Origin of the sequence: Paragemmobacter ruber, from assembly GCF_009908315.1 — a bacterium.
Taxonomy (GTDB): Bacteria; Pseudomonadota; Alphaproteobacteria; order Rhodobacterales; family Rhodobacteraceae; genus Paragemmobacter; species Paragemmobacter ruber.
Genome location: NZ_JAAATW010000005.1, coordinates 120,570 through 139,998, shown reverse-complemented (window position 1 = coordinate 139,998; position 19,429 = coordinate 120,570). Strand labels below are relative to the sequence as shown.

15 protein-coding genes are annotated in these 19,429 nt (G+C 62.8%); 13 read left to right on the top strand and 2 right to left on the bottom strand.

Going from position 1 to position 19,429, the window contains the following annotated elements; translation table 11 throughout:
- Window positions 1-647 (bottom strand): hypothetical protein (locus GU920_RS18180; protein ID WP_161768523.1); only part of this gene is annotated, 647 nt, incomplete at its 3' end.
- A gap of 57 nt (window positions 648-704) precedes the next feature.
- Here GU920_RS18180 and GU920_RS18175 point away from each other — a divergent pair.
- Both GU920_RS18175 and GU920_RS18170 read left to right on the top strand, forming a co-directional pair.
- The gene (locus tag GU920_RS18175; protein WP_201744237.1) at window positions 705-1,172 is read left to right on the top strand and encodes a helix-turn-helix domain-containing protein; all 468 of its coding nucleotides are present in this window, start codon (window positions 705-707) and stop codon (window positions 1,170-1,172) included.
- Window positions 1,169-2,044, top strand: a complete 876-nt coding sequence (locus tag GU920_RS18170; RefSeq protein ID WP_161768522.1) for an ImmA/IrrE family metallo-endopeptidase — start codon at window positions 1,169-1,171, stop codon at window positions 2,042-2,044. The genes GU920_RS18175 and GU920_RS18170 overlap by 4 nt, the downstream gene beginning before the upstream one ends.
- A 28-nt stretch (window positions 2,045-2,072) precedes the next feature.
- Here the strand turns inward: GU920_RS18170 and GU920_RS18165 are convergent, their stop codons facing one another.
- Window positions 2,073-2,369, bottom strand: coding sequence for a hypothetical protein (locus GU920_RS18165; RefSeq protein WP_161768521.1), 297 nt, complete (start codon window positions 2,367-2,369; stop codon window positions 2,073-2,075).
- A gap of 176 nt (window positions 2,370-2,545) precedes the next feature.
- On the opposite strand from GU920_RS18165, the gene GU920_RS18160 reads away from it, so the two are divergent.
- From GU920_RS18160 to GU920_RS18115, 11 genes are all read left to right on the top strand, one after another.
- Window positions 2,546-6,907 carry a strawberry notch family protein gene (locus GU920_RS18160; RefSeq protein ID WP_161768520.1) on the top strand — a complete coding sequence of 1,454 codons (4,362 nt, stop codon included), beginning with the start codon at window positions 2,546-2,548 and terminating at the stop codon, window positions 6,905-6,907.
- Window positions 6,908-6,910: 3 nt separating this feature from the next.
- Window positions 6,911-7,942, top strand: coding sequence for a DUF7146 domain-containing protein (locus GU920_RS18155; RefSeq protein WP_161768519.1), 1,032 nt, complete (start codon window positions 6,911-6,913; stop codon window positions 7,940-7,942).
- Between the two features lie 364 nt (window positions 7,943-8,306).
- On the top strand, window positions 8,307-9,239 hold the full coding sequence (locus GU920_RS18150) for a DUF2493 domain-containing protein (RefSeq protein WP_161768518.1): 933 nt from the start codon (window positions 8,307-8,309) through the stop codon (window positions 9,237-9,239).
- A 142-nt stretch (window positions 9,240-9,381) separates the two neighbouring features.
- Window positions 9,382-9,594, top strand: coding sequence for an AbrB/MazE/SpoVT family DNA-binding domain-containing protein (locus GU920_RS18145; RefSeq protein WP_161768517.1), 213 nt, complete (start codon window positions 9,382-9,384; stop codon window positions 9,592-9,594).
- On the top strand, window positions 9,594-9,974 hold the full coding sequence (locus GU920_RS18140; protein ID WP_161768516.1) for a type II toxin-antitoxin system VapC family toxin: 381 nt from the start codon (window positions 9,594-9,596) through the stop codon (window positions 9,972-9,974). Before GU920_RS18145 ends, GU920_RS18140 begins: the two co-directional genes overlap by 1 nt.
- A gap of 566 nt (window positions 9,975-10,540) precedes the next feature.
- On the top strand, window positions 10,541-11,122 hold the full coding sequence (locus tag GU920_RS18135) for a helix-turn-helix domain-containing protein (protein ID WP_161768515.1): 582 nt from the start codon (window positions 10,541-10,543) through the stop codon (window positions 11,120-11,122).
- Window positions 11,123-11,297: 175 nt separating this feature from the next.
- Window positions 11,298-13,442, top strand: coding sequence for a relaxase/mobilization nuclease domain-containing protein (locus GU920_RS18130; protein WP_235933398.1), 2,145 nt, complete (start codon window positions 11,298-11,300; stop codon window positions 13,440-13,442).
- An 8-nt stretch (window positions 13,443-13,450) separates the two neighbouring features.
- Entirely contained in the window at window positions 13,451-15,451 is a 2,001-nt protein-coding gene (locus tag GU920_RS18125) for a type IV secretory system conjugative DNA transfer family protein (RefSeq protein WP_161768513.1), read from the top strand.
- Window positions 15,452-15,712: 261 nt separating this feature from the next.
- A complete protein-coding gene (locus GU920_RS18120; RefSeq protein ID WP_161768512.1) occupies window positions 15,713-16,891 on the top strand; it encodes an ABC-three component system protein in 1,179 nt (392 codons plus the stop codon).
- Window positions 16,888-17,388 carry a three component ABC system middle component gene (locus GU920_RS19890; RefSeq protein ID WP_394351575.1) on the top strand — a complete coding sequence of 167 codons (501 nt, stop codon included), beginning with the start codon at window positions 16,888-16,890 and terminating at the stop codon, window positions 17,386-17,388. The genes GU920_RS18120 and GU920_RS19890 overlap by 4 nt, the downstream gene beginning before the upstream one ends.
- Window positions 17,388-19,352, top strand: a complete 1,965-nt coding sequence (locus tag GU920_RS18115; protein WP_161768511.1) for a DUF3732 domain-containing protein — start codon at window positions 17,388-17,390, stop codon at window positions 19,350-19,352. The genes GU920_RS19890 and GU920_RS18115 overlap by 1 nt, the downstream gene beginning before the upstream one ends.
- Window positions 19,353-19,429: the final 77 nt, after the last annotated feature.

Here is a 19,429-nt window from a genome sequence, read left to right as displayed (position 1 = left end):
ATCACCGCCTTCGTGTTGTCAGAATAGGGCCTGAGAACATCTGCCAAGTGACGTTCGAGCCTCGGCCACGGATGCGCCCCTTCCGGCAGCATCTTCCATGCAACGCGCCGCATCTTCACGTTCTCGAAGGGGCTTATGTCGCGGCGCATGAACTGGCACTCGCCGAAAAGTTCCAGCAGCAAGTTGGTGCAATGCCGGATGGCTTCCCGGTTGTCTGGCTGGTTCAAGAGCGCAGGTCCGACAACGAATGCACCGGCATCGGTCTCGACGTAGGTCAGTTCAATCGCGGGCGGCTCGATGAAGCTACGGGGATAGCAAAGACGATAGATGTCCTTGAAATCCTCCATCTCTTCCTGGTCACGGCCTCGCCATTCCGTCCAGCGCCAGCGAACCGTGCGGATGTAACGCTCTTCCTTCGGTTCATCGCGATGAGCCATCCAACGACCTTCCGCGTTGAAGCGGCTTACGGCCCCGACCCCCAACGGCAGGATGGTATCACCGTTGCCGGGTGGGTCATTGAACCCGATGCGCGGCAGCTTCTGCCGGTTGGCATCGGTCACCGCTGCGACCATGCGCAGTTCAACGCCTTCTCCGATCCCTTCCAGGTAGGGGGCGACGTTGCGGATATATGCCTTCTGGATCAACATAATGGGCTCCTTTTTCCCTCGATCCGCTCGGGCTGAGTCTGCCCGCTCGATTTTGCCTTGACCGGCAAGGCCCTTCGTCATAGGTTCTATGACGAAGTCGTAGGGCGCTTCGCCAAAGAAAAAGGCCGAAAGGCCGCCAGTCAGTTCCTACGATATCGTCATAATATATCTTACGGAGGCGTCTTGTCAACTTCTCAGGAGGGCGACGGTATCTTTGCGGCGCGGTTGCGTGCGGCGCGTGAACAGCGCGGTCTTAATCAAACCGAGCTAGCGAAGAGATCTGGTCTCCAGCCCGCTGCCATTGGACACTTCGAGGCTGATCGCCGGAAGCCTTCGTTTGCCAATATACGGGCGCTTGCCAAGGCGCTTGATGTGTCGTCAGATTTTTTGCTCGGGCGAGCGGCGTCCCTGCAGGGGGCTACTACTGCTTTCCGCAACGAGGAGAGCTTAACCGCAGATGACCGTGACACGATCCAGATGATGATCGACACCCTCGCTAAACGGCGGCAGGGTGACGGCTCTTGAGCAAGTTTCGTCTTCTCATGGCGCGCCAATGCGGCGAGAAGATCGCCGCTGACCATGGTTTCACGACGTTTCCTGTTGACCCCTTTGCGATAGCCGCGAAGGAAGACATTCTTGTCGAGGCCAAAGACCCTGACCGCAAGGGTATGAGCGGCTGCATCGTATTTAATGATGATGGGGTCGGCATCATCTATGCGACCGATATCCGTAGTGAAGGGTTTCGGCGGTTCACCGTAGCCCATGAGCTAGGGCACTATTTCCTCGAAGGACATCCGGACGAAATCTTGAAGTCCGGACCCGTACACTTCTCGCGGGCGGGGTTCGTTCAAGGAAGCAGCTCGATAGAGATCGAGGCGGATCACTTCGCTTCCGGCCTGTTGATGCCAACCCGCCTGACACGCGAGGCACTTTACAGATCCCCGATCGGCCTTGCTGGCGTGCAGCATCTCGCAACTGTGGCTGAAGCATCTCTTACCGCGGCTGCCATCAGAACCGCCGAATGCGCGCCTTATCCGGTGGCGGTCATCGTCAGTGAGCGCGAGCAAGTGTCGTATGGATTCATGTCTGAGGGCTTCAAGAAGCTTGGAAGACTGCGCTTTCTACGCAAAGGGGATGGATTGCCGCATACGGGCACCCGCGACTTCAATGCGGTCGTAGATAACATCCGCCAAGGACGTTCAGTTTGCTCCCAGTCCACTCTCGCGGAATGGTTTGGCGGTCCGGCTGGCATAACACTTGACGAAGAGGTTATCGGGCTGGGCAGCTACGGCTATACTCTTACAGTTCTGTCTAGCGAGGCGCTGGCTGATGATCCAGAGGAAGAAGAGAACGAAGAGCAAAACCTTATTAGAAGCTGGACCCCGAGGTTTCGCTAGCTTTCTTTGAGCGCCCCATACAATCTCGTTACTTGTTCCCGTCGATCCACTTCGACATCAGCCCCTTGTCGCGGAAGCATTCGTCCGGGACGGCGCGCCGTTTGATCCGGGCGAGTTTCTCCGCGAAGGCCACCTGCTTCGAGGTCGGCAGCTGGTCCAAGTCCGACACTGGCTTCAACTGGGCCTGCGCATCGATCCAGGCGCTGAGCGACCGGCGATCCTGCTGGACTTCCCAAGGCAGGAGGGTCTTGTTGCGGAGGGCGAGCGAGCGCGCATAGGCGATCTGCTTGGTTGTCGCGGGCAGGGCATGCGTGGTGCTGTCCATCGGGAACCCCCTTTCTGGCTTGGCTTTCAATATAGAACATAACAGGAACAAAATCAAGCCAAGCAACCGGAATGCCTCGGTTCGAGAGGGAAAGGAGGGTCGGGGAAGATCAGGCCTGAGGGTGCCCGAGAGAGGGCGCCCGGGCCTGTCCCTGTCCCTCATTCCGGAGTTTCCCGATGACCTATCTCGCGCCTGTTGCGCCTCCCGTTCCTGTTCCATCTCGCGATCCCGCGCCCGCGCCCGCGATCCTCGCCGTCGCCGAAGCACTTCAGCCCGATCTCGCCCAAGGCTTCCAGATCGACGCGCTGCGTCTGCGGCTGGAGATGGAGCGCGCCTTTGGCGGCTCCGATGCCGATGGCGCCTGGGATTGGAAGCTCGCCTATGAGGCGGGCGAGGTGGCGCTCATCCTCTTCCTGCGGAAATTCGGCCGCGCGCTGCTGGCCCGTGCGGGCTCGCCAGCTGCCCTGCTGCCGATCCTCGCCAAGGTGGCCGACCTCTTGCCGACGCACACCCGGCGCTCGGAGGAGATGGAGCGGTTCCAGCAATTCTCGACGCCGCTGCCCATGGGGCTCGCGGCCTTGGAGGCGGCGCAGATCACCCCGCGTGACCTGGTCCTCGAGCCTTCGGCCGGGACCGGGCTTCTGGCGATCCTCGCCGAGATCGCCGGCGGCAGTCTCGCGCTGAACGAGTTGGCCGACACCCGCGCCGACCTTCTACGCCTTCTCTTTCCAGGGCGCGTCGTCACCACCTTCGATGCTGCGCAAATCGACGACCATCTGGACGCGGGCCTGCATCCGAGCGTCATCCTGATGAACCCGCCCTTCTCGGCCGTGGCCAATGTTGATGGCCGGACGACCGAGGCGACGGCCCGGCATCTGCGCTCGGCCCTTGCCCGGCTGGCCCCCGGCGGGCGTCTGGTCGCTATCACAGGGGCTAGCTTCGCGCCCGATGCACCCGCCTGGGCGGAAACCTTCGCCCGCCTGACCGAGAGTGCCCATCTGGTCTTCACCGGCGCTGTGTCGGGGGCAGCCTTCGCCAAGCATGGCACCAGCTTCGAGACCCGGATCTCGGTCTTCGACAAGTGCCGTGGCGGCGAGCGGGGTGGCATTACCGCTGATCTGGCACGCTCCATCTCGCCGGATGTGGCGCAACTCCTCGCCCGGATCGTGGCCGAGGTCCCTCCGCGCCTCGCGTTGGATTCGGGTGATGTCGCTCGAACCCGCGCCCCCTTCCCGGGAGCTCCTGCCCGTGCTTCTGGCTACGCGGCTGGAAAACCGCGTGCAGCGCCGTCGGCCAGCGTCGCGGCGAATGTCTCCGCGCCAGATGCCGAAGACCTCGCCTACACGCTGTGCGAGACGGTGGACGACCTCGGCGCCGCGCGCCTTTCAGACGCGATCTACGAGACCTTCCGCCTGCAGGCCATCGACATCCCCGGCGCGGCCCCGCACCCGACCAAGCTCGTGCAGTCGGCGGCCATGGCCTCGGTCGCGCCCCCGAAACCCACCTACCGCCCGAAACTCCCCGCCGCCGTATTGCGGGACGGTCTCCTGTCAGATGCCCAACTCGAAACCGTGATCTATGCTGGCGAAGCGCATGGCGCGCATCTCGCCGGGTCGTGGTGCGTCGATGAAACTGGCGACATGGTCTCGGCCGCGCCCGAGGATGCCGCTGATGCAGTCCGCTTCCGGCGGGGCTTCTTTCTTGGCGACGGCACTGGCGCGGGCAAAGGCCGCCAGTCGGCAGGGATTCTGCTCGACAACTGGTGCCAAGGCCGACGCAAGGGGCTCTGGATTTCGAAGAGCGACAAACTTCTGGAGGATGCGCAGCGCGACTGGTCCGCACTGGGCCAGGAGCGCCTGCTCGTGACGCCCCTGTCGCGTTTTGCCCAGGGCCGCGACATCCCGCTGACCGAGGGCATTCTCTTCACCACCTATGCGACGCTGCGCTCTGAAGAACGCGGGGCCAAGAAGTCCCGCGTCGACCAGATCGTCGACTGGCTGGGGGCGGATTTCGACGGGGTGATCCTGTTCGATGAAAGCCATGCCATGGCGAATGCCGCCGGGTCGAAGGGCGAGCGCGGCGATACCGAGGCCTCGCAGCAGGGCAGGGCAGGCCTGCGCCTCCAGCACAAACTGCCCAATGCCCGCGTGGTCTACGTCTCTGCCACGGGAGCCACGACGGTGCACAACCTGGCCTATGCGCAACGGCTCGGCCTCTGGGGTGGCGAGGACTTTCCGTTCGCAACGCGCGCGGAATTCGTCGAGGCCATCGAGGCGGGCGGTGTCGCGGCAATGGAGGTCCTCGCCCGTGACCTGCGGTCGCTCGGCCTTTATACCGCCCGGTCGCTCTCCTACGACGGCGTCGAATACGAGATGCTGGAGCACGCGCTGACCCCCGAGCAGCGCGGCATCTACGATGCCTATGCCGGGGCCTTCGCCATCATCCACAACAACCTGGCAGCGGCGATGGAGGCTGCGAACATCACTGGAGAGTCTGGCACTCTGAACCGGCAGGCCAAATCCGCTGCCCGCTCGGCTTTCGAGTCTGCCAAGCAGCGTTTCTTCGGCCATCTGCTCACCTCGATGAAAACCCCTACCTTGATCTCCAGCATCGAGGCCGATCTGGCCGCAGGCCATGCGGCTGTCATCCAGATCGTCTCGACCGGCGAGGCGCTGATGGAACGCCGCCTGTCGGACATCCCTCCGGATGAATGGAACGATGTGCGGGTGGACATCACGCCAAGAGAGAGCTGCCTGGATTATTTGCAGCACTCCTTCCCGGTGCAACTCTACGAGCCCTTCACCGATAGCGAAGGCAACCTCTCCTCGCGGCCTGTCACGCGCGATGGCCAGCCGGTGGAATGCCGCGAAGCCGTGCGGCGGCGCGACGCGCTGATCGAGAAGCTGGCGTCGCTGCCGCCCGTGCCCGGGGCACTTGACCAGATCGTCCAGCGGTTCGGCACCGACCTCGTTGCCGAGGTCACGGGCCGCTCGCGCCGCATCGTGCGCAAGGGCGAGGGCCCTGCCGCACGGCTCGTCGTGGAAAGCCGGGCCGGCTCGGCCAACCTCGCGGAAACCGCCGCCTTCATGGATGACCAGAAGCGCATCCTGATCTTCTCGGATGCCGGGGGCACGGGGCGCAGCTACCACGCCGATCTTGGGGCCAAGAACCTGCGCTTGCGGGTCCATTACCTTCTGGAGCCCGGCTGGAAAGCCGATGCCGCGATCCAAGGCCTCGGGCGCACCAACCGCACCAATCAGGCGCAGCCGCCGCTCTTCCGGCCGGTGGCCACCGATGTGAAAGCGGAAAAGCGGTTCCTCTCGACCATCGCCCGCCGCCTCGACACGCTCGGTGCCATCACGCGCGGCCAGCGCCAGACCGGCGGGCAGGGGCTGTTCCGACCCGAGGACAACCTCGAGTCTCCTTACGCCCGCGATGCGCTGCGCCAGCTTTACCGCCGCCTCTATCGCGGCGATGTGGCGGGCTGCTCACTCGGGGCGTTTGAGGACGCGACCGGCCTCAGCCTGACCGATGACAACGGGCTGAAGGACGAGTTGCCGCCGATCACGACTTTCCTCAATCGCTTGCTGGCGTTGACGATCGACATGCAGGCCGTGCTCTTTTCGGCCTTCGAGGAATTGCTCGACCAGCGGATCGAGGGCGCAATCGCCGCCGGGGTCTACGACCTCGGGCTCGAGACGCTGCGCGCCGAGAGCTTCCGCGTCACGGATGCGCGGGTGATCTACACCCATCCCGGCTCCGGCGCGGAAACCCAGCTCCTCACCATCGCGGAAAAGCGCCGCAACACGCCGACCTCGCTGGCGGATGCGCTCGACTGGCTCGACGACCCAAAAGCACGCCTGCTGGTCAACAGCCGCTCGGGCCGTGCCGCGGTGCAGGTGCCCGCCACCAGCTTGATGCTGGATGACGGCACCATCGAACCGCGATTGCGGCTGATCCGCCCAACGGAGGCCAGCACTGTCCCTGCCCGGATGATGGAGGACACCCATTGGCTCGAAGCTGACCGCTCGGCCTTCTCCGCAGCCTGGACCGGGGAACTGGCCGAGGTGCCGGAGTTTTCGGAAGCTACGCTGCACATCGTGGCGGGCCTCCTGCTGCCAATCTGGAAGCAGCTCCCCGAGGATGAGACCCGCGTCTATCGGCTGCAGACCGATGACGGTCAGCGCATCATCGGCCGCCGGGTTTCGCCCACCTGGGTCGCGACCACGCTGGCTGCGGATGCGCCGCAACTCACGGCGGCCCAAGTCCATGCCCTCCTTCTTGAGGGCAAATCCGTGGTGCGGCTGGCCGAAGGAATGGAGTTGCACCGGGCGCGCGTCATGGGCGTGAACCGGATCGAGCTGTCCGGTTTCTCCGAGGCCGCCAAAGACCGGCTTAAGGCCGATGGCTTCTTCTCAGAGATCATCAGCTGGAAGCTTCGCCTCTTCTGCCCGACCGATCCTACCGGCATCGCCGTGCTGGATCGTCTGCTTGCACGGTGTCCTGTGACGGGACTACATGCGCGAGGAGGGTGTTGAGCCATGTATTCCGAGACCGAAGATTTGATCCGCGCTCTTGCGGAAAACGCAGAAGGCGTGTGTCGCGCTTACCTTCCCGCCGGTCGGCGGGAAGGGTCCTACTGGATCGTGGGCGATCTGCAGAACAATCCCGGCCGGTCGCTCTTCGTGCGGCTGACCGGTCCCGCCTCAGGGCCGGGCGCGGCCGGCAAGTTCACCGACGGTGCCACGGGCGAGCATGGCGATCTTCTCGACATCATCCGCGAGCGGACCGGGATCTCGCGCTTTCCCGATCTTCTGGCCGAGGCCCGGGCGCATCTGGGCCGTCCGCAGCCGGTCCTCCCGGATCCGCCAGTGCCGAAGAAGGCCAAGGCCCCCGGTGGCACGCCAGCGGCGGCGGCGCGATTGTTTGCAGCCTCGGTCCCGGTCGCAGGCACGCTTGCCGACACCTACCTCCGCTCCCGGGGCTTGGCCCAAGGCAGCACAATAGGCGCTCTACGCTTCCACCCGAAGTGTTGGCATCGGGATGAGGGCCAGACCCGGAGCATCCCCAGACCGGCGCTGATCGCCGCGGTCACCGATGGGGCAGGGGCGGTGCAGGGTGTGCATCGCACCTGGCTCGCGTCTGACGGTCAGGGAAAGGCGGCTGTCGAGACGCAGCGGCGTGCCATGGGTCACCTCCTCGGCAATGCCGTCAGGCTGACCCCGCATGACGACATCCTCGTGGTCGGCGAGGGCATCGAGACCATGCTGTCCCTGATCGAAGCAGTGCCTGGGCTTCCCGTCTGGGCGGCGCTCTCGTCGGGTCACCTCGGGGCGGTCCTGCTGCCAGAGGGGCTGCAGCGCCTCTACATCGCCATCGACCGCGATCCAGCGGGGCGCGGGGCGGCAGAGAGGTTGAGCGCCAGAGCACTTGATGCCGGGATTGCCGTGCGGGTGCTGGAACCGCGGCTCGGGGATTTCAACGATGATCTCCGGGCATACGGCAAGGAGGCGCTACGCCAGCATCTGGCAGGTCAGATCGGGCCAGAGGATCGGCATCGCCTGGTGGGCTGAACTGCATCGCGCAAGGGACGTTCGGGGATAGCAGGGGCAGGGGTCACGGATCCCTGTCGTGGCTGTGGACCGTCGGCTTTGCCTCTTCCCGGGCAATCTCATCCACCCGTCCCCCGAGCGGCCTTCAAGAGATGGGCAGGCGGCCGTCAAAGGGGCCGCCCCTTCAAGGAGGGGGGGCGACTGATTTCCGCCGGCGGCAGAGCCGCCTTTGCATCGCGAGGCAAATCAGCCGCCCCCCGTCCTCCTCCACATGCGTTCCGGCCCCGAAGGCGGGGTGAAGGGGCGTCCCCCGTGACGGCTTTCGCAGCCCATGAAGGCCGCGCGGGATGACGCGCGGACGAGACAGGCCCGGAGGCAAGAACCGATGACGATCCAAACCCACGACGAAGCGTATGAACCCGCCCACACCGCATCCCAGACCGCCCATGCGCTCGACGAGCTGCAACTCTATGGCTACCGCCCCTTTGACGAGCCCGATCCGCGCCCGATGCCCGATGGGCAGCGCCTCGCGGTCGCCGTCGCCGACATCTTCGATGCCCTCGTCGCGACCCTGGAAGACACCCGCATGGAACCCGACCTCGAAGAGGTGCTCTGGGGCCAGGTCAACCTCTTCCACCGCGCCACGGCCCGGATCGAGCGGTCGCTCGACGAGAACGAGCAGGTGCAGCGCCGCCTCCAGCGCGAGCAGGACGGCTCCGAGGTGAAATCCACCGAGCTCGAGCGCCTGACGGCCGAAGGTTTGACGCTGATCGAACGTCGGAACTGCATGGACATGATGCGCGATCACGCCGCGACCGAGTTTCTCCATCACACGGGGTCCACCTGGCGCCCCCGCACCGGATCGATGGTGAACCGCCAGCACATGACCGCAGCACTGATCGACAGCCGCGACTTTCTGGCCGCCAAGCGCCGCGCGGAGACCGAGGTGATGCTGCCCGCAGGCCGCAAAGTAGCCCTCACCGGCGGGACCGACTTCAACGATCACCGCCTGATCTGGGGCAAGCTCGACCAGGTCCGGACCAAGTATCCCGACATGGTCCTCTTGCACGGTGGCAGCCCGAAGGGCGCAGAGCTCATCGCCGCCAAATGGGCCGAGGCCCGGGGCGTGACGCAGGTGGCCTTCAAGCCCGACTGGACCAAGTACGCCAAGGCCGCCCCCTTCAAGCGCAACGACGCCATGCTGGATGTGCTGCCCGTGGGCGTCCTCGTCTTCCCGGGCAACGGCATCCAGGAGAACCTTGCCGACAAGGCCAAGAAGCTCGGCATCCCGGTCATGAAGTTCGAGAAGGGGGCGTGAGCCCCCTTTCCCCTCGCGGGGAACATAGTCCCGGCATCTCCACCGCGTGCCGTTTCAGGAGGGCGTTCGGACGGGAGAGCGAACTTGACTCTCAGGGTACGTACTCTTACGTTTTCGGCATCGTTCAAGGAAAGGTACGACAATGTCCGAGACAGCCACACTGTCGTCGAAGTTCCAGATCTCGATCCCCAAGGCAATCCGTACGGCCCAGCACTGGGAGGCAGGGCTTACCTTTGCCTTCATCCCGAAAGGCACGGGCGTCCTGCTGGTTCCGGTCCCCAAACGCGAGGCACTTAAGGGCCTGGCCCGCGGGGCTGCGTCTTCGGACTATCGTGACCGGGCCGACCGCTTCTGATGGTCCTGGTCGACACCTCTGCCTGGATCGAATGGCTGATCGGATCGCCAACCGGGGAAGCGCTCTCTGAGCGTTTGCCGCAGCAATCCGACTGGCTGGTGCCAACCATGGTCCAACTGGAGCTTGCGAAGTGGCTGACCCGTGAAGTCGGCGAGGACAAGGCGGATCAGGTGATTGCCTTCACCCAGGTCTGTCAGGTTGTCCCGCTGGATACCGAGATCGCGCTTGCGGCGGCGGACGCCTGCCGCATGCACAAGCTCGCGACCGCCGATGCGATCATCTTTGCCACTGCGCGGGCCCGGGGCGCGACGCTTCTGACGTGCGACGCGCATTTCGAAGGGCTGCCCGGCGTAGACTTTATACCGAAGACGAACGGCTGAGATCAGCCGCATCATCACGCTGGCTTCATATCAGTGACCGGCCCCGCCCCTGGATCAACGCGCCGACAGATGCAGCCAGTCCCGGCCACGCCGTCGCTCACCCGTTCTGCTCTGCGCTCCCATCTCGATGAGGTTCTGCAGAGCCCCGCTTGTCGTCGCGCAGGCGGTCGCGCTCGTCGCCGATCAGATGGCGGACCGCGCCGAGGATCTCGCCGGATGCCGGGAGCCACCGCCGCTACAAAGGTCTGCCGGCCGCGCGGTCGAGGCTCCAACTTGGCCAGCCCGGTAGGGCCCCAGTTCCAGCGCATGAGCGATAGAACTTCCTTCTATAACTCACACGGGCCGCGACCGCGTTCGTCTCTCAATGGCTCAGGGGGCGCGGACCGCAGAGCGGGCCGTTCTTGTGAGAGAGGCGAGAGCCCCGCGTCCCTGCGGGCCGCGGGGGAAACGGACACCAAGGCTGCCCCCACCTTACGCGAGTATATTGTTGACCCATTTAATATACAAACGTAAGGTGGGGGCAGCCTTGGTGGAAGGTGGCAGGAAATAGGGGGTCTTTCTTCCGCATGTCCCGAGCAAAGCGCCTGACAGAGATCGAGAAGATGCAGATCGTCCGCGAGGCCGCGGAGGGTGTGTCGACGACCGATCTGGCGACCCAGTTCGGGGTGACGGCACGGGCCGTGCGCTACGTCCTGAAGGCCGATGCCGAGCGCCAGGCGGATGCCGCCATCCCGGTGTCTGCGGTCAGTGTGAAGGTGACCACCGCCGAGCTTGCAGCCCTCGATGCGGTGCTGGCCTCTGCCGGGATCGAGAGCCGGGCCGAGGGGCTCAGGCGGCTCATCCAGGCGGCGGGTGGGGTGTTCGTTCCGGACGCGCAGCTGGCGGCCGAGATGGCGCGCACCCGCGCCTCGCTGCACGAGGTCGGCAACGGGGTCGCGCAGATCGCCAAGCAGATGACGCTGGCCAATCGGCAAGGGCATGGGGCGGGCCCGGAGTTTACCGAACTGCGTCTTGCACAGATACGCGGGCTGGCGCGGTTCATCCTCGACGCCGCCGACGAGATCGACTTGGCGATCAGACGCCGTCGCACTGCGATGCAGCTCGAGGCTACGGCCGCCCTGAGGGAGTTTGCGCATGCGGCTGAATGATGCCGTCCATGCCGTCACGGGCGAGGTCTTCCGGGATGGCTGGAGCCGCGTCCGTGGCTCGATGCAGGGGCTGCATGTTGCCAAGCAGACCCAGCTCATGCGCGCGGCAGCGGGGCACCGGCCGGCGGTCTTCAAGGCGATCCGGAGCGGCGGTACGCATACCAAGTCGCAGCTGATGAGCCAGCTCGACTACCTCACCACCAAATCCACCCATATCGTGGACAGTAGCGGGTTCCTGGATGGCAAGGCAAAGCTCGAGGCGGGTGACATCAAGGACCTGACCGAGCGCTTTGCCAAGCGATGGGATGCGGGCTTCAAGCCCAAGCTCGGACAGACCACCCATATGCTCATGTCCTTCCCTATCGGCACGCGCGGCGAGGATGTGCGCGACATCGCGACGGATGTGGCCGAGCGGTTCTTCCAGACCGACGCGGGGCATTTCGATTACGTCATCGCGGTGCATGAGGACCGCGATCACCCGCATGCCCATCTGGTGCTGAACCGTCGGTCTCAGGAAGGCGAGTTCTTCTTCCTCGGGCGCAACCATCGCTTCAACTATGACGATTTCCGCCTCGCCATGGTCGAGGAGGCAGAGAAGTACGGTGTGCGGCTGGAAGCCACGCGCCGGGTCGATCGTGGGGTCGTGCATTACCCGGCCCGCACAAGCGAGGTCTACGCTGCCAAGGACGAGGGCCGCGCGGCCCGCGAGCGTGAGCGTGTGGGGGAGGACCTGACGCGGACGCTGGCCGAGATCGCCAACACGAGGACCATCTACCATTCGCTGGCTGTCGAGGCTTCACGCGAGGCCCGCGAGGACATCGCCGCGGCGCTCTTCCGGGCGGGCGAGGTGCTGGCCCGCGGCGGGCAGGTGGAGCGAGCAGGAGACATCTACATGGCCGAAGACCAGTCGTTCGAGGATCTGAGAAGCCTCTATGCCGAGAAGCTCGCGCGGGTGCAGGGCATGATCGCCGAGAAACCCGATGCCGACCGGCCCGCCTTCGAGAAGAGCCTCAACGCGATCCAGAGGCAGGTCCAGCATATGCAGCCGCTTGGGCTGCGCTCGAATTCGCTGATCGAGCAGCCCTCGGACGGCGGGGTCTATTCGGAGGCCAACATCCGGAAGAGCGAGCTGGATCGGCTGACGGAGCCGCGCGTGCGCTCGCAGATCGATACCGCCCTGCGCGGGACCGGGATCAGCACCTCCGAGGTCGTGGCGCGGATCCAGGCGGGCGCCCCGAACGCGGCGCTGGAGCATCAATGGATCGCCGCCGATCTCTCCAAGGTGGCCGAGGCGCGGGATCTCAACCTCGAGCGCCGCGCCGATCTCGAGACCGCACGGGACATCCTGAACGATGCGCATGTGAAGCTCGGGACCCTGCTCGAACGTGAAGGCGTGCTGGTGAAGGACGGTGTCATGGAAGACGAAACCACCGCGGAGAGGTTCCACTATCATCCCGAGGCGGTCCGCAGGATGGACGCGACGATCCGGGCCGACATGCGGTCTGAGGGTCTGAGCTTCGATCAGATCGAGGCGCGGGACTGGGAGGTTACCAATCGGGCGGAACGCCGGATCGAGCTCGAGCAGCGGGAGTATCTCGCGCGGCATCCCGAACTGCTGGCCAAGCCCGGCGATGTGATCGACCGGACGCAGCCTTACCGGGAGGAGATCACGGATGACCTGCGCGCCGCTGCCATTACGAAGGATGTGGACGCGATCATGGTGATGCGCGGCTCAAGGGTGCAGATCGCGGAGGCCGTGGCGGAGGAATTCCGGAGCCGCTATCCCGATATGCCCGATCACCTCGCCCGCGGACTTGGCGCGACCTATGCCTCTGTCGTCGAGGCACATGACACGCGGGCGATCAACGCCGTCCGGTTGGCGAATGACACGCGCGAGAGCCTCGCCACCGCGACGCCGTCCGCCCGCGATGTCGATTCAACCAGGGCAGAGGCGCAGACCGCGTCGAGCGCTGGTCTCCGGCAAGAGCTTCGCCGCGTGCTCGAGCATGAGAGGGCCGGGGAATTGTCCGCGCCCTTCGAGACCGACACCGATCGGCAGGCCTTCCGGGCCGAGATCGAGCGGGTGCTTGATGACCGCCAACTCGACCGGCTCACATCCGGCGACGCGGATGCGCTCGACAAGGTGGTCCAGGACCGCCTTGACCGGCTCTATGTCGCCAAGGTCTATCTGCAGTCCGATGCTGCGACGGCGAATACCGATGCCTTGCGCCAGGTGGTCGATGATTTGGCCGACACCGAATACGAACGGCACCGCACGACGGACGTAGACGGAGAGACCGAGCGGGGCCAGGTCCATTGAGCGCCGCGATGGGCAAGGCACGGATCGCCACGGGTGCCGTTCTGGTGACGCTGGTGACCGCGGCCATGGGCTATGCCATCGCATCGGCCGTGCTGACCTATCAGGATCTCGGCTTCGGGGCCGAGATCGACTTTGCCTACATCGCGCAGAACTACGCCTCATTGCTGGATCAGCGTCCCGATGACGCCCAGCTCGTCCATCTCATCATCGGCGGCTTTGCGGCCGCAGGCCTTATGCTGAGTCTTGCCCTCTCGGGATCGGCGCTCACGCGCTTTGGCCAGACCCATTGGCAGTCTGCCCGCGAGATGAAGGCCAACGGGTTTTTCGGGGCGCCGGGCACCGGGTTCATCCTCGGCAAGCTGGGGCCGCCGGGGTCACGCGCGCAATACATCTGCTCCAAGGTCTTCCCCCATGCACTGATCGTGGCGCCGACCGGCCGCGGCAAGACTTCGGGGTTCGTGATCCCGAACCTGCTGACCTGGCAGGGGTCCGTCGTGACGCTCGATGTGAAGGGGGAGTGTTTCGAGGCCACGGCGCGGCACCGCGCGGCCCAGGGCGACAAGATCTATCGCTTCGCCCCCACCGACTGGGAGGGCATGCGGACGCATCGCTACAACCCGCTCCTGCGCATCTTCGAGCTGAAGGACGCCGCGCGCCAGCAGATGGAATTGCAGCTCCTTGCGACGCTCTTTCTGCAAAGCGACAACGACCGGGTGCAGGGCCTTCTCAAGGGCGGGATCGATCTCTTCGTGGCGGCGGGGCTCTTGGCCTTCCAGCGCAAGCGCCCGACCCTCGGCGAGATCTACCGCATCGCGGCCTCGGGCGGGAACAAGCAGAAGGAATATTTCGCGCGGGGCCATGAGGTCGACAATAGGGCCGCCAAGCTGATCTTCACGCGGCTGGCCTCGACCAACAACGACACGCTGACGTCTTACGTTTCGCTCCTGATGACCTCGGGGCTGGACCAGTGGCAGAACCCGGCTATCGATGAGGCGACAGCGGTCTCGGACTTTGATTTCCGCACGATCCGCAAGAAGCCCTTTTCTGTCTATCTCGTCGTCCAGCCTTTGATGGTGAAGCCGCTTGCACCGCTGATCCGGCTCTTCTTCTCCGATCTTCTGTCGGCCATGCAGGAAAAGGATCCAGGGCCAGACGAGCCCTGGCCCGTGATGATCATGCTCGATGAGTTCAACCGCCTCGGAAAAATGCCCATCGTGGTCGAGAGCATCGAGACCCTGCGCACTTATCGCGGTCACCTGGCCATCGTCACCCAGACCATTCCCGCCCTCGATGAGATCTACGGCGAGAACACCCGCCGCGCCCTGCAAGGTAACGCGGGCGTGAAGCTCTACCTCACCCCCTCGGACGAGAAGACCGTCGAGGAGTTGAGCAAGGCGGTCGGCAAGACCACAAAGACCGTGGTCACGCGGTCCCAGTCCATCGGCAAAAACCCCTTCGAGGGCCGCAGCCAATCTACCCGGACAGAGGAAAGCTCTCTGCTGCCCGAAGATGAGGCGCGCCGCCTGCCGCTCGACGAGATCGTCATGGTGATCGATGCGCAAATGCCGGTGCGGGCGAAGCGGATCCAGTATTTCGACGACCGGCTGTTCAAGGTGATCCATGCGGCGCAGACGGGCGAGTTGCCGTTTCCGAAGCCCGGGAGCGGGGGTCTGCAGGGGAACCTCCCGCTGAGCGTGCGCGCCATGCCGATGACACCGCCGGCGAGCGGGTCCCATGGTGCCGAAGCCGATGTAGAGAGGGCACGTCAGGTTGCTGGTGGTCGTGCGTCAGGGCAGGCCCACGTCGCCCCAAAAAAGACCGCGCCCGTCGTTCAGGCCGTCGTCGCCGAGGAAGAGCGCCAAATGGTGATGGATTTTGGGGGCTTGGTCGCGGATGCTGAGGCCGTGAGGGTGGTTGATGAGGCGCAGATGCGGTCAGCCGTCGATGGCTTGGACGAGATGGAAGCGATGTTGCGGGAGGGGGATGGCGATAAGCTGGGTGCTCGATAGGGTGGCAGGCATGGTTAGAGCGTCGCAATGGGCGGTTTGCAGACATACCGCGGCGCGGCATGGCCGTCATAGTCAAACCAAGAAAGTGGTCGGTCGGCGGGGTGGCGGCCTGCCAGGCTTGAGGGCGGAAAGCCGATGTCCGCGGCAACGAAAACCAACGGCGGAGACTTTGACGAGACGGTTCACACGCCCTTCGCGTTTATGTAACACTGGCATTTGATCCACCATGATCTTGAACACTTTGGAGCGAGCGACCTAGCTTTGAGCGACCTGGCAACTTTGAAGAAGGCCAAAGGAAGCGCTGCAGGACAGTATCTCGGATACGCCCTGCAGCCGGTGCGGCTTTTCTTCCATTTGCTGACTTGTCCCAGTGACTCCTATGTCGGCCTTGAATACGCCGACGACATTTCGGTACACGCTGGCGACAAAGTTTTGCTCGCGGAGCAGTGTAAGAGCGCCCTGACCGGTAACCCTACCTCCAACTGGTCGGTAGACTTCTGGAAAACGATAGCAAACTGGATAGATAATTCGAAATCTGGATTCATCAGTCCTGAGAGCACGAGCCTCCAGCTGTATGTCGTTCCTCAGAAGAACCATGGATTTTCCGGGAGGCTAAGTGACCTCAAAACCGACAATGAAATAGATGCGGCGATTGCGGACATCGTAAAGAAGAGAGGCAAGCTCTCATCGGCACCGGAGTGCGAACCGTACCTTCTTAAGGTACTTGGTGCAGACCCAGCTTTGCGGCGGCTTCTCATACGTAACTTCGTTCTCGTCAATAGTGATAGTGATCCCATTTCACCAATACTCGCGCATCTAGACGCTCTAGTGCGCAAGGAAATGCAGGAGGCGGCAGTTCGCTACGGTATTGGAGATGCTCTGAAGTTAATCGACGAGGCAATGAGAAGCGGCGCGCCTCCTGTGATCAGTGCTTCAGCGTTCAGGAAACGGTTTCGCGCGTTTATTTCTGCGCATGACTCTGAGCGTTTTCTGCATTCGCTGGCTGACGCACCCACAGATGAGGTTATCGAGTCAACGATCTCGGAATCGCCCTGCTTTATCAGACAGCTTGATCTCGTAGATGCGAACATCGATGAGAAAACACGGGCCGCCAGTGATTTTCTTCGCACCACAGGGGATCGCACTCGTTGGGCTGAGGAGGGGCTAGTTTTCGAGGGTAGCATGAATGAGTACGACAGTGCTCTTCTCAGGCGCCACCAGAACCTGAAGACCGAAGTCGGGCTGGTAAACAAGAGCCTCAGCGAGAAGGAGCAGGGACGCCTGTTGTACTCAAGATGCTGCCAGTCTTCGTCGATAGCGCTGGAAGCAAGAGTCGTACCGGAGCACTTCATGTCGGGAAGTCTCAACGCTCTTTCTGATCGGCGCGAAATCGGCTGGCACCCAGACTTCGACAAATTGCTGGATGACGAGGCCACATGACGCTGGCACGCGGTAGTGACTACCTTAGCGAAGTTGAGCGAGTGCAAAATCCCGCCCTCGGGGCAATGCTCATCTGGAAGTACGGACGATCCTACCAGGCGCAACTTACAGCTGAGCCTCCCGACATGCTCCTTGCATTCCTAGTACTCCCGCTCTGCCTTCATCGACCAACTCTCGACATAATCGTTGGAACACAAGCGCGTTCAGGCCTCGGAAAGTTTTGCGAAAAGCTATCAGAGAGGCGCGAGGAATTATTTGCGGTCCATGAGCGGTGTGTTGCACTCAAGAGACTTAGCCTCAACTCACTGGCGTTTGGAGAACGCGCCGGGATATTGGCAATTGAATACGAGACTGCAAGAATGCGGGCAATCCCAGTTGCCGATCCCCCGCTAAGTGAGCGAGTCAAGGCACAAGCGAAAGGAGCAGAAAGGCTTGGCATTTGGTTTTCGGCTTTGAAGACTTCTGAAGTTTTCCATGCTTTGAAGGTGGTCGCGTAATGCAGTTTCAAATTCTCAAACTTGTTCTCTGGCCGCGGGGTAACTTTGATCCCCGGGTGATTGAGTTTGCACCTGGAAAGGTCAATGTAATCAGCGGTGCCTCAAAGACAGGCAAATCAGCAGTCATTCCAATCATAGACTACTGCCTGTGCTCAAATAAATGTGCTATCCCGGTAGGTACAATACGCGAGAGCTGTGAGTGGTTCGGTGTCGTTATTAGCACAGTTGAAGGTGAGAAGCTGCTTGCTCGCCGAGAGCCGGGCGACCAGAAGCAGACCGGCGATATGTACTTCGCAGAAGGCGAGAGCATCGTTATTCCGCACCGTATCGAGGCCAAGAACTCAAATACGGATCAGATTCGCGCGCTTTTGAACCGGCTATCCGGTCTGTCAAATTTAGGTATGGACCCGAACTCCGAGGGCTATGCAGGTGACCGGACAAGTTTCCGCGATCTTATGGCGTTCACCTTCCAGCCGCAGAACATCATCGCGAACCCCGACGTCCTGTTCTTTAAGGCTGACACCACAGAGCACAGGGAAAAGCTAAAGGCAATTTTTCCTTATATTCTCAATGCTGTAACTCAGGAGACGCTGGCGGCAAGATGGGAATTGGAGCGGCTGGAGCGCCTTCTCCGGCAGAGAGAGGCTGCGCTCAGCGATGTGAACTCCGCGGTTCGAGTTTGGATGAGCGAGGCTCAAGTCTGGCTTCAACAAGGCCGGGAATTTGGGCTTATCCAAATCGACACACCTTCACCCTCGGAGTGGATGGAGATGTTGGGCGCGCTTCGAACGCTTTCGCAAAGCAACTACCGGGCTGCGCGCCCAACCATGACGACGATCGAGGCGACGATAACAGAACTTGAAGAGCTGCGGTCACTCGAGGGCGCCGAGTCAGCGACGCTGTCTCGGCTCCGACAGCGGCTGATGGAAATCAATCGACTGCTCGAAAGCAGCAAGAGCTATGGGTCCGCCCTGCATATCCAACGCGACAGGTTAGCGATCTCGGACTGGCTGAGGCAGCTGGGTCAGGAAGGTCGCGCTCCATTGGAAGCGATCGCGCCGGAAGGCAAGGATCACTTGGACAAGCTCTGCGAGGCACTCGACGGGCTTGAACTCGAGATCCGCTCCCGAACCACGGTCAGCGACAAGATGGATAAAGAGCAGCACAGACTGCGCGCCCAAGCAGAAGAAAGCTTGGCGCGGCTTGGTGCCTTACGAGCCCAGATTGCTGATTTGGAGCGCCGTTCCGAGGCGGCCAGAGCGGAAATCTACCGCGCCGACCAAGTTGAGCGCTATCTCGGTCGGCTCGAGCAGGCACTAAAGTTGTACGAGAAGTCAGGCGAAGATTCGGAGCTCAGAGGGGAAATAGACGCCCTGAAGGGCCGGATTACACCGTTAAGGGCAATAGTCTCAGAGCAGCTAATTCGCCAAGTAATGCAGTCGTCACTCGCGACGATCGAAAACATTGCCGGTCAGATCATCCCGAAGCTAGACGCCGAGTGGCCCGACGCGCCTATCAAGATTGTGGTGCCCGATCTTACCATTAAGATTGTTCACGGAACACGCGATGATTACCTTTGGGAAATCGGTAGTGGCGCCAACTGGCTCGCCTACCACGTTTCTGTTTCCCTTGCTCTTCAGAGGTTCTTTCTGAGAACGCCAGCACACCCGGTGCCTGGGTTCTTGATCTACGACCAGCCAAGCCAAGTTTACTTCCCGAAGGGAGTTCATTCGGAGGATGTTGACGCGGGCGAGTGGCGCGATGAAGACATCGAAGCAGTTAGAAAGGTCTTCGCGGCGGTCAGCGCGGAGACGGTTCTTGCAAAGGGTCGACTCCAAGTGGTTTTGCTTGACCATGCCGCCCAGGACGTCTGGAATGGGATTGATAACATTCACTTGGTCGACGAATGGCGCGGTGGTGAAAAGCTCGTACCGTTGGCTTGGCTAGCAAGCGCTGTCTCCTAAATTCCGCCCCGGGCGCATTGGTCATCCGGCGATATCTCGCCATCTTGAGCGAAGGAACCGACCCGAACCCTACTGCA

Coding starts and splice junctions, on each gene's coding strand:
- GU920_RS18140 (WP_161768516.1), top strand. CDS start 9,594: ATGGTCCTGGTCGACACCTCTGCCTGGATCGAATGGCTGATCGGATCG.
- GU920_RS18125 (WP_161768513.1), top strand. CDS start 13,451: ATGGGCAAGGCACGGATCGCCACGGGTGCCGTTCTGGTGACGCTGGTG.
- GU920_RS18160 (WP_161768520.1), top strand. CDS start 2,546: ATGACCTATCTCGCGCCTGTTGCGCCTCCCGTTCCTGTTCCATCTCGC.
- GU920_RS18145 (WP_161768517.1), top strand. CDS start 9,382: ATGTCCGAGACAGCCACACTGTCGTCGAAGTTCCAGATCTCGATCCCC.
- GU920_RS18155 (WP_161768519.1), top strand. CDS start 6,911: ATGTATTCCGAGACCGAAGATTTGATCCGCGCTCTTGCGGAAAACGCA.
- GU920_RS18115 (WP_161768511.1), top strand. CDS start 17,388: ATGCAGTTTCAAATTCTCAAACTTGTTCTCTGGCCGCGGGGTAACTTT.
- GU920_RS19890 (WP_394351575.1), top strand. CDS start 16,888: ATGACGCTGGCACGCGGTAGTGACTACCTTAGCGAAGTTGAGCGAGTG.
- GU920_RS18130 (WP_235933398.1), top strand. CDS start 11,298: ATGAGCCAGCTCGACTACCTCACCACCAAATCCACCCATATCGTGGAC.
- GU920_RS18165 (WP_161768521.1), bottom strand. CDS start 2,369: ATGGACAGCACCACGCATGCCCTGCCCGCGACAACCAAGCAGATCGCC.
- GU920_RS18135 (WP_161768515.1), top strand. CDS start 10,541: ATGTCCCGAGCAAAGCGCCTGACAGAGATCGAGAAGATGCAGATCGTC.
- GU920_RS18150 (WP_161768518.1), top strand. CDS start 8,307: ATGACGATCCAAACCCACGACGAAGCGTATGAACCCGCCCACACCGCA.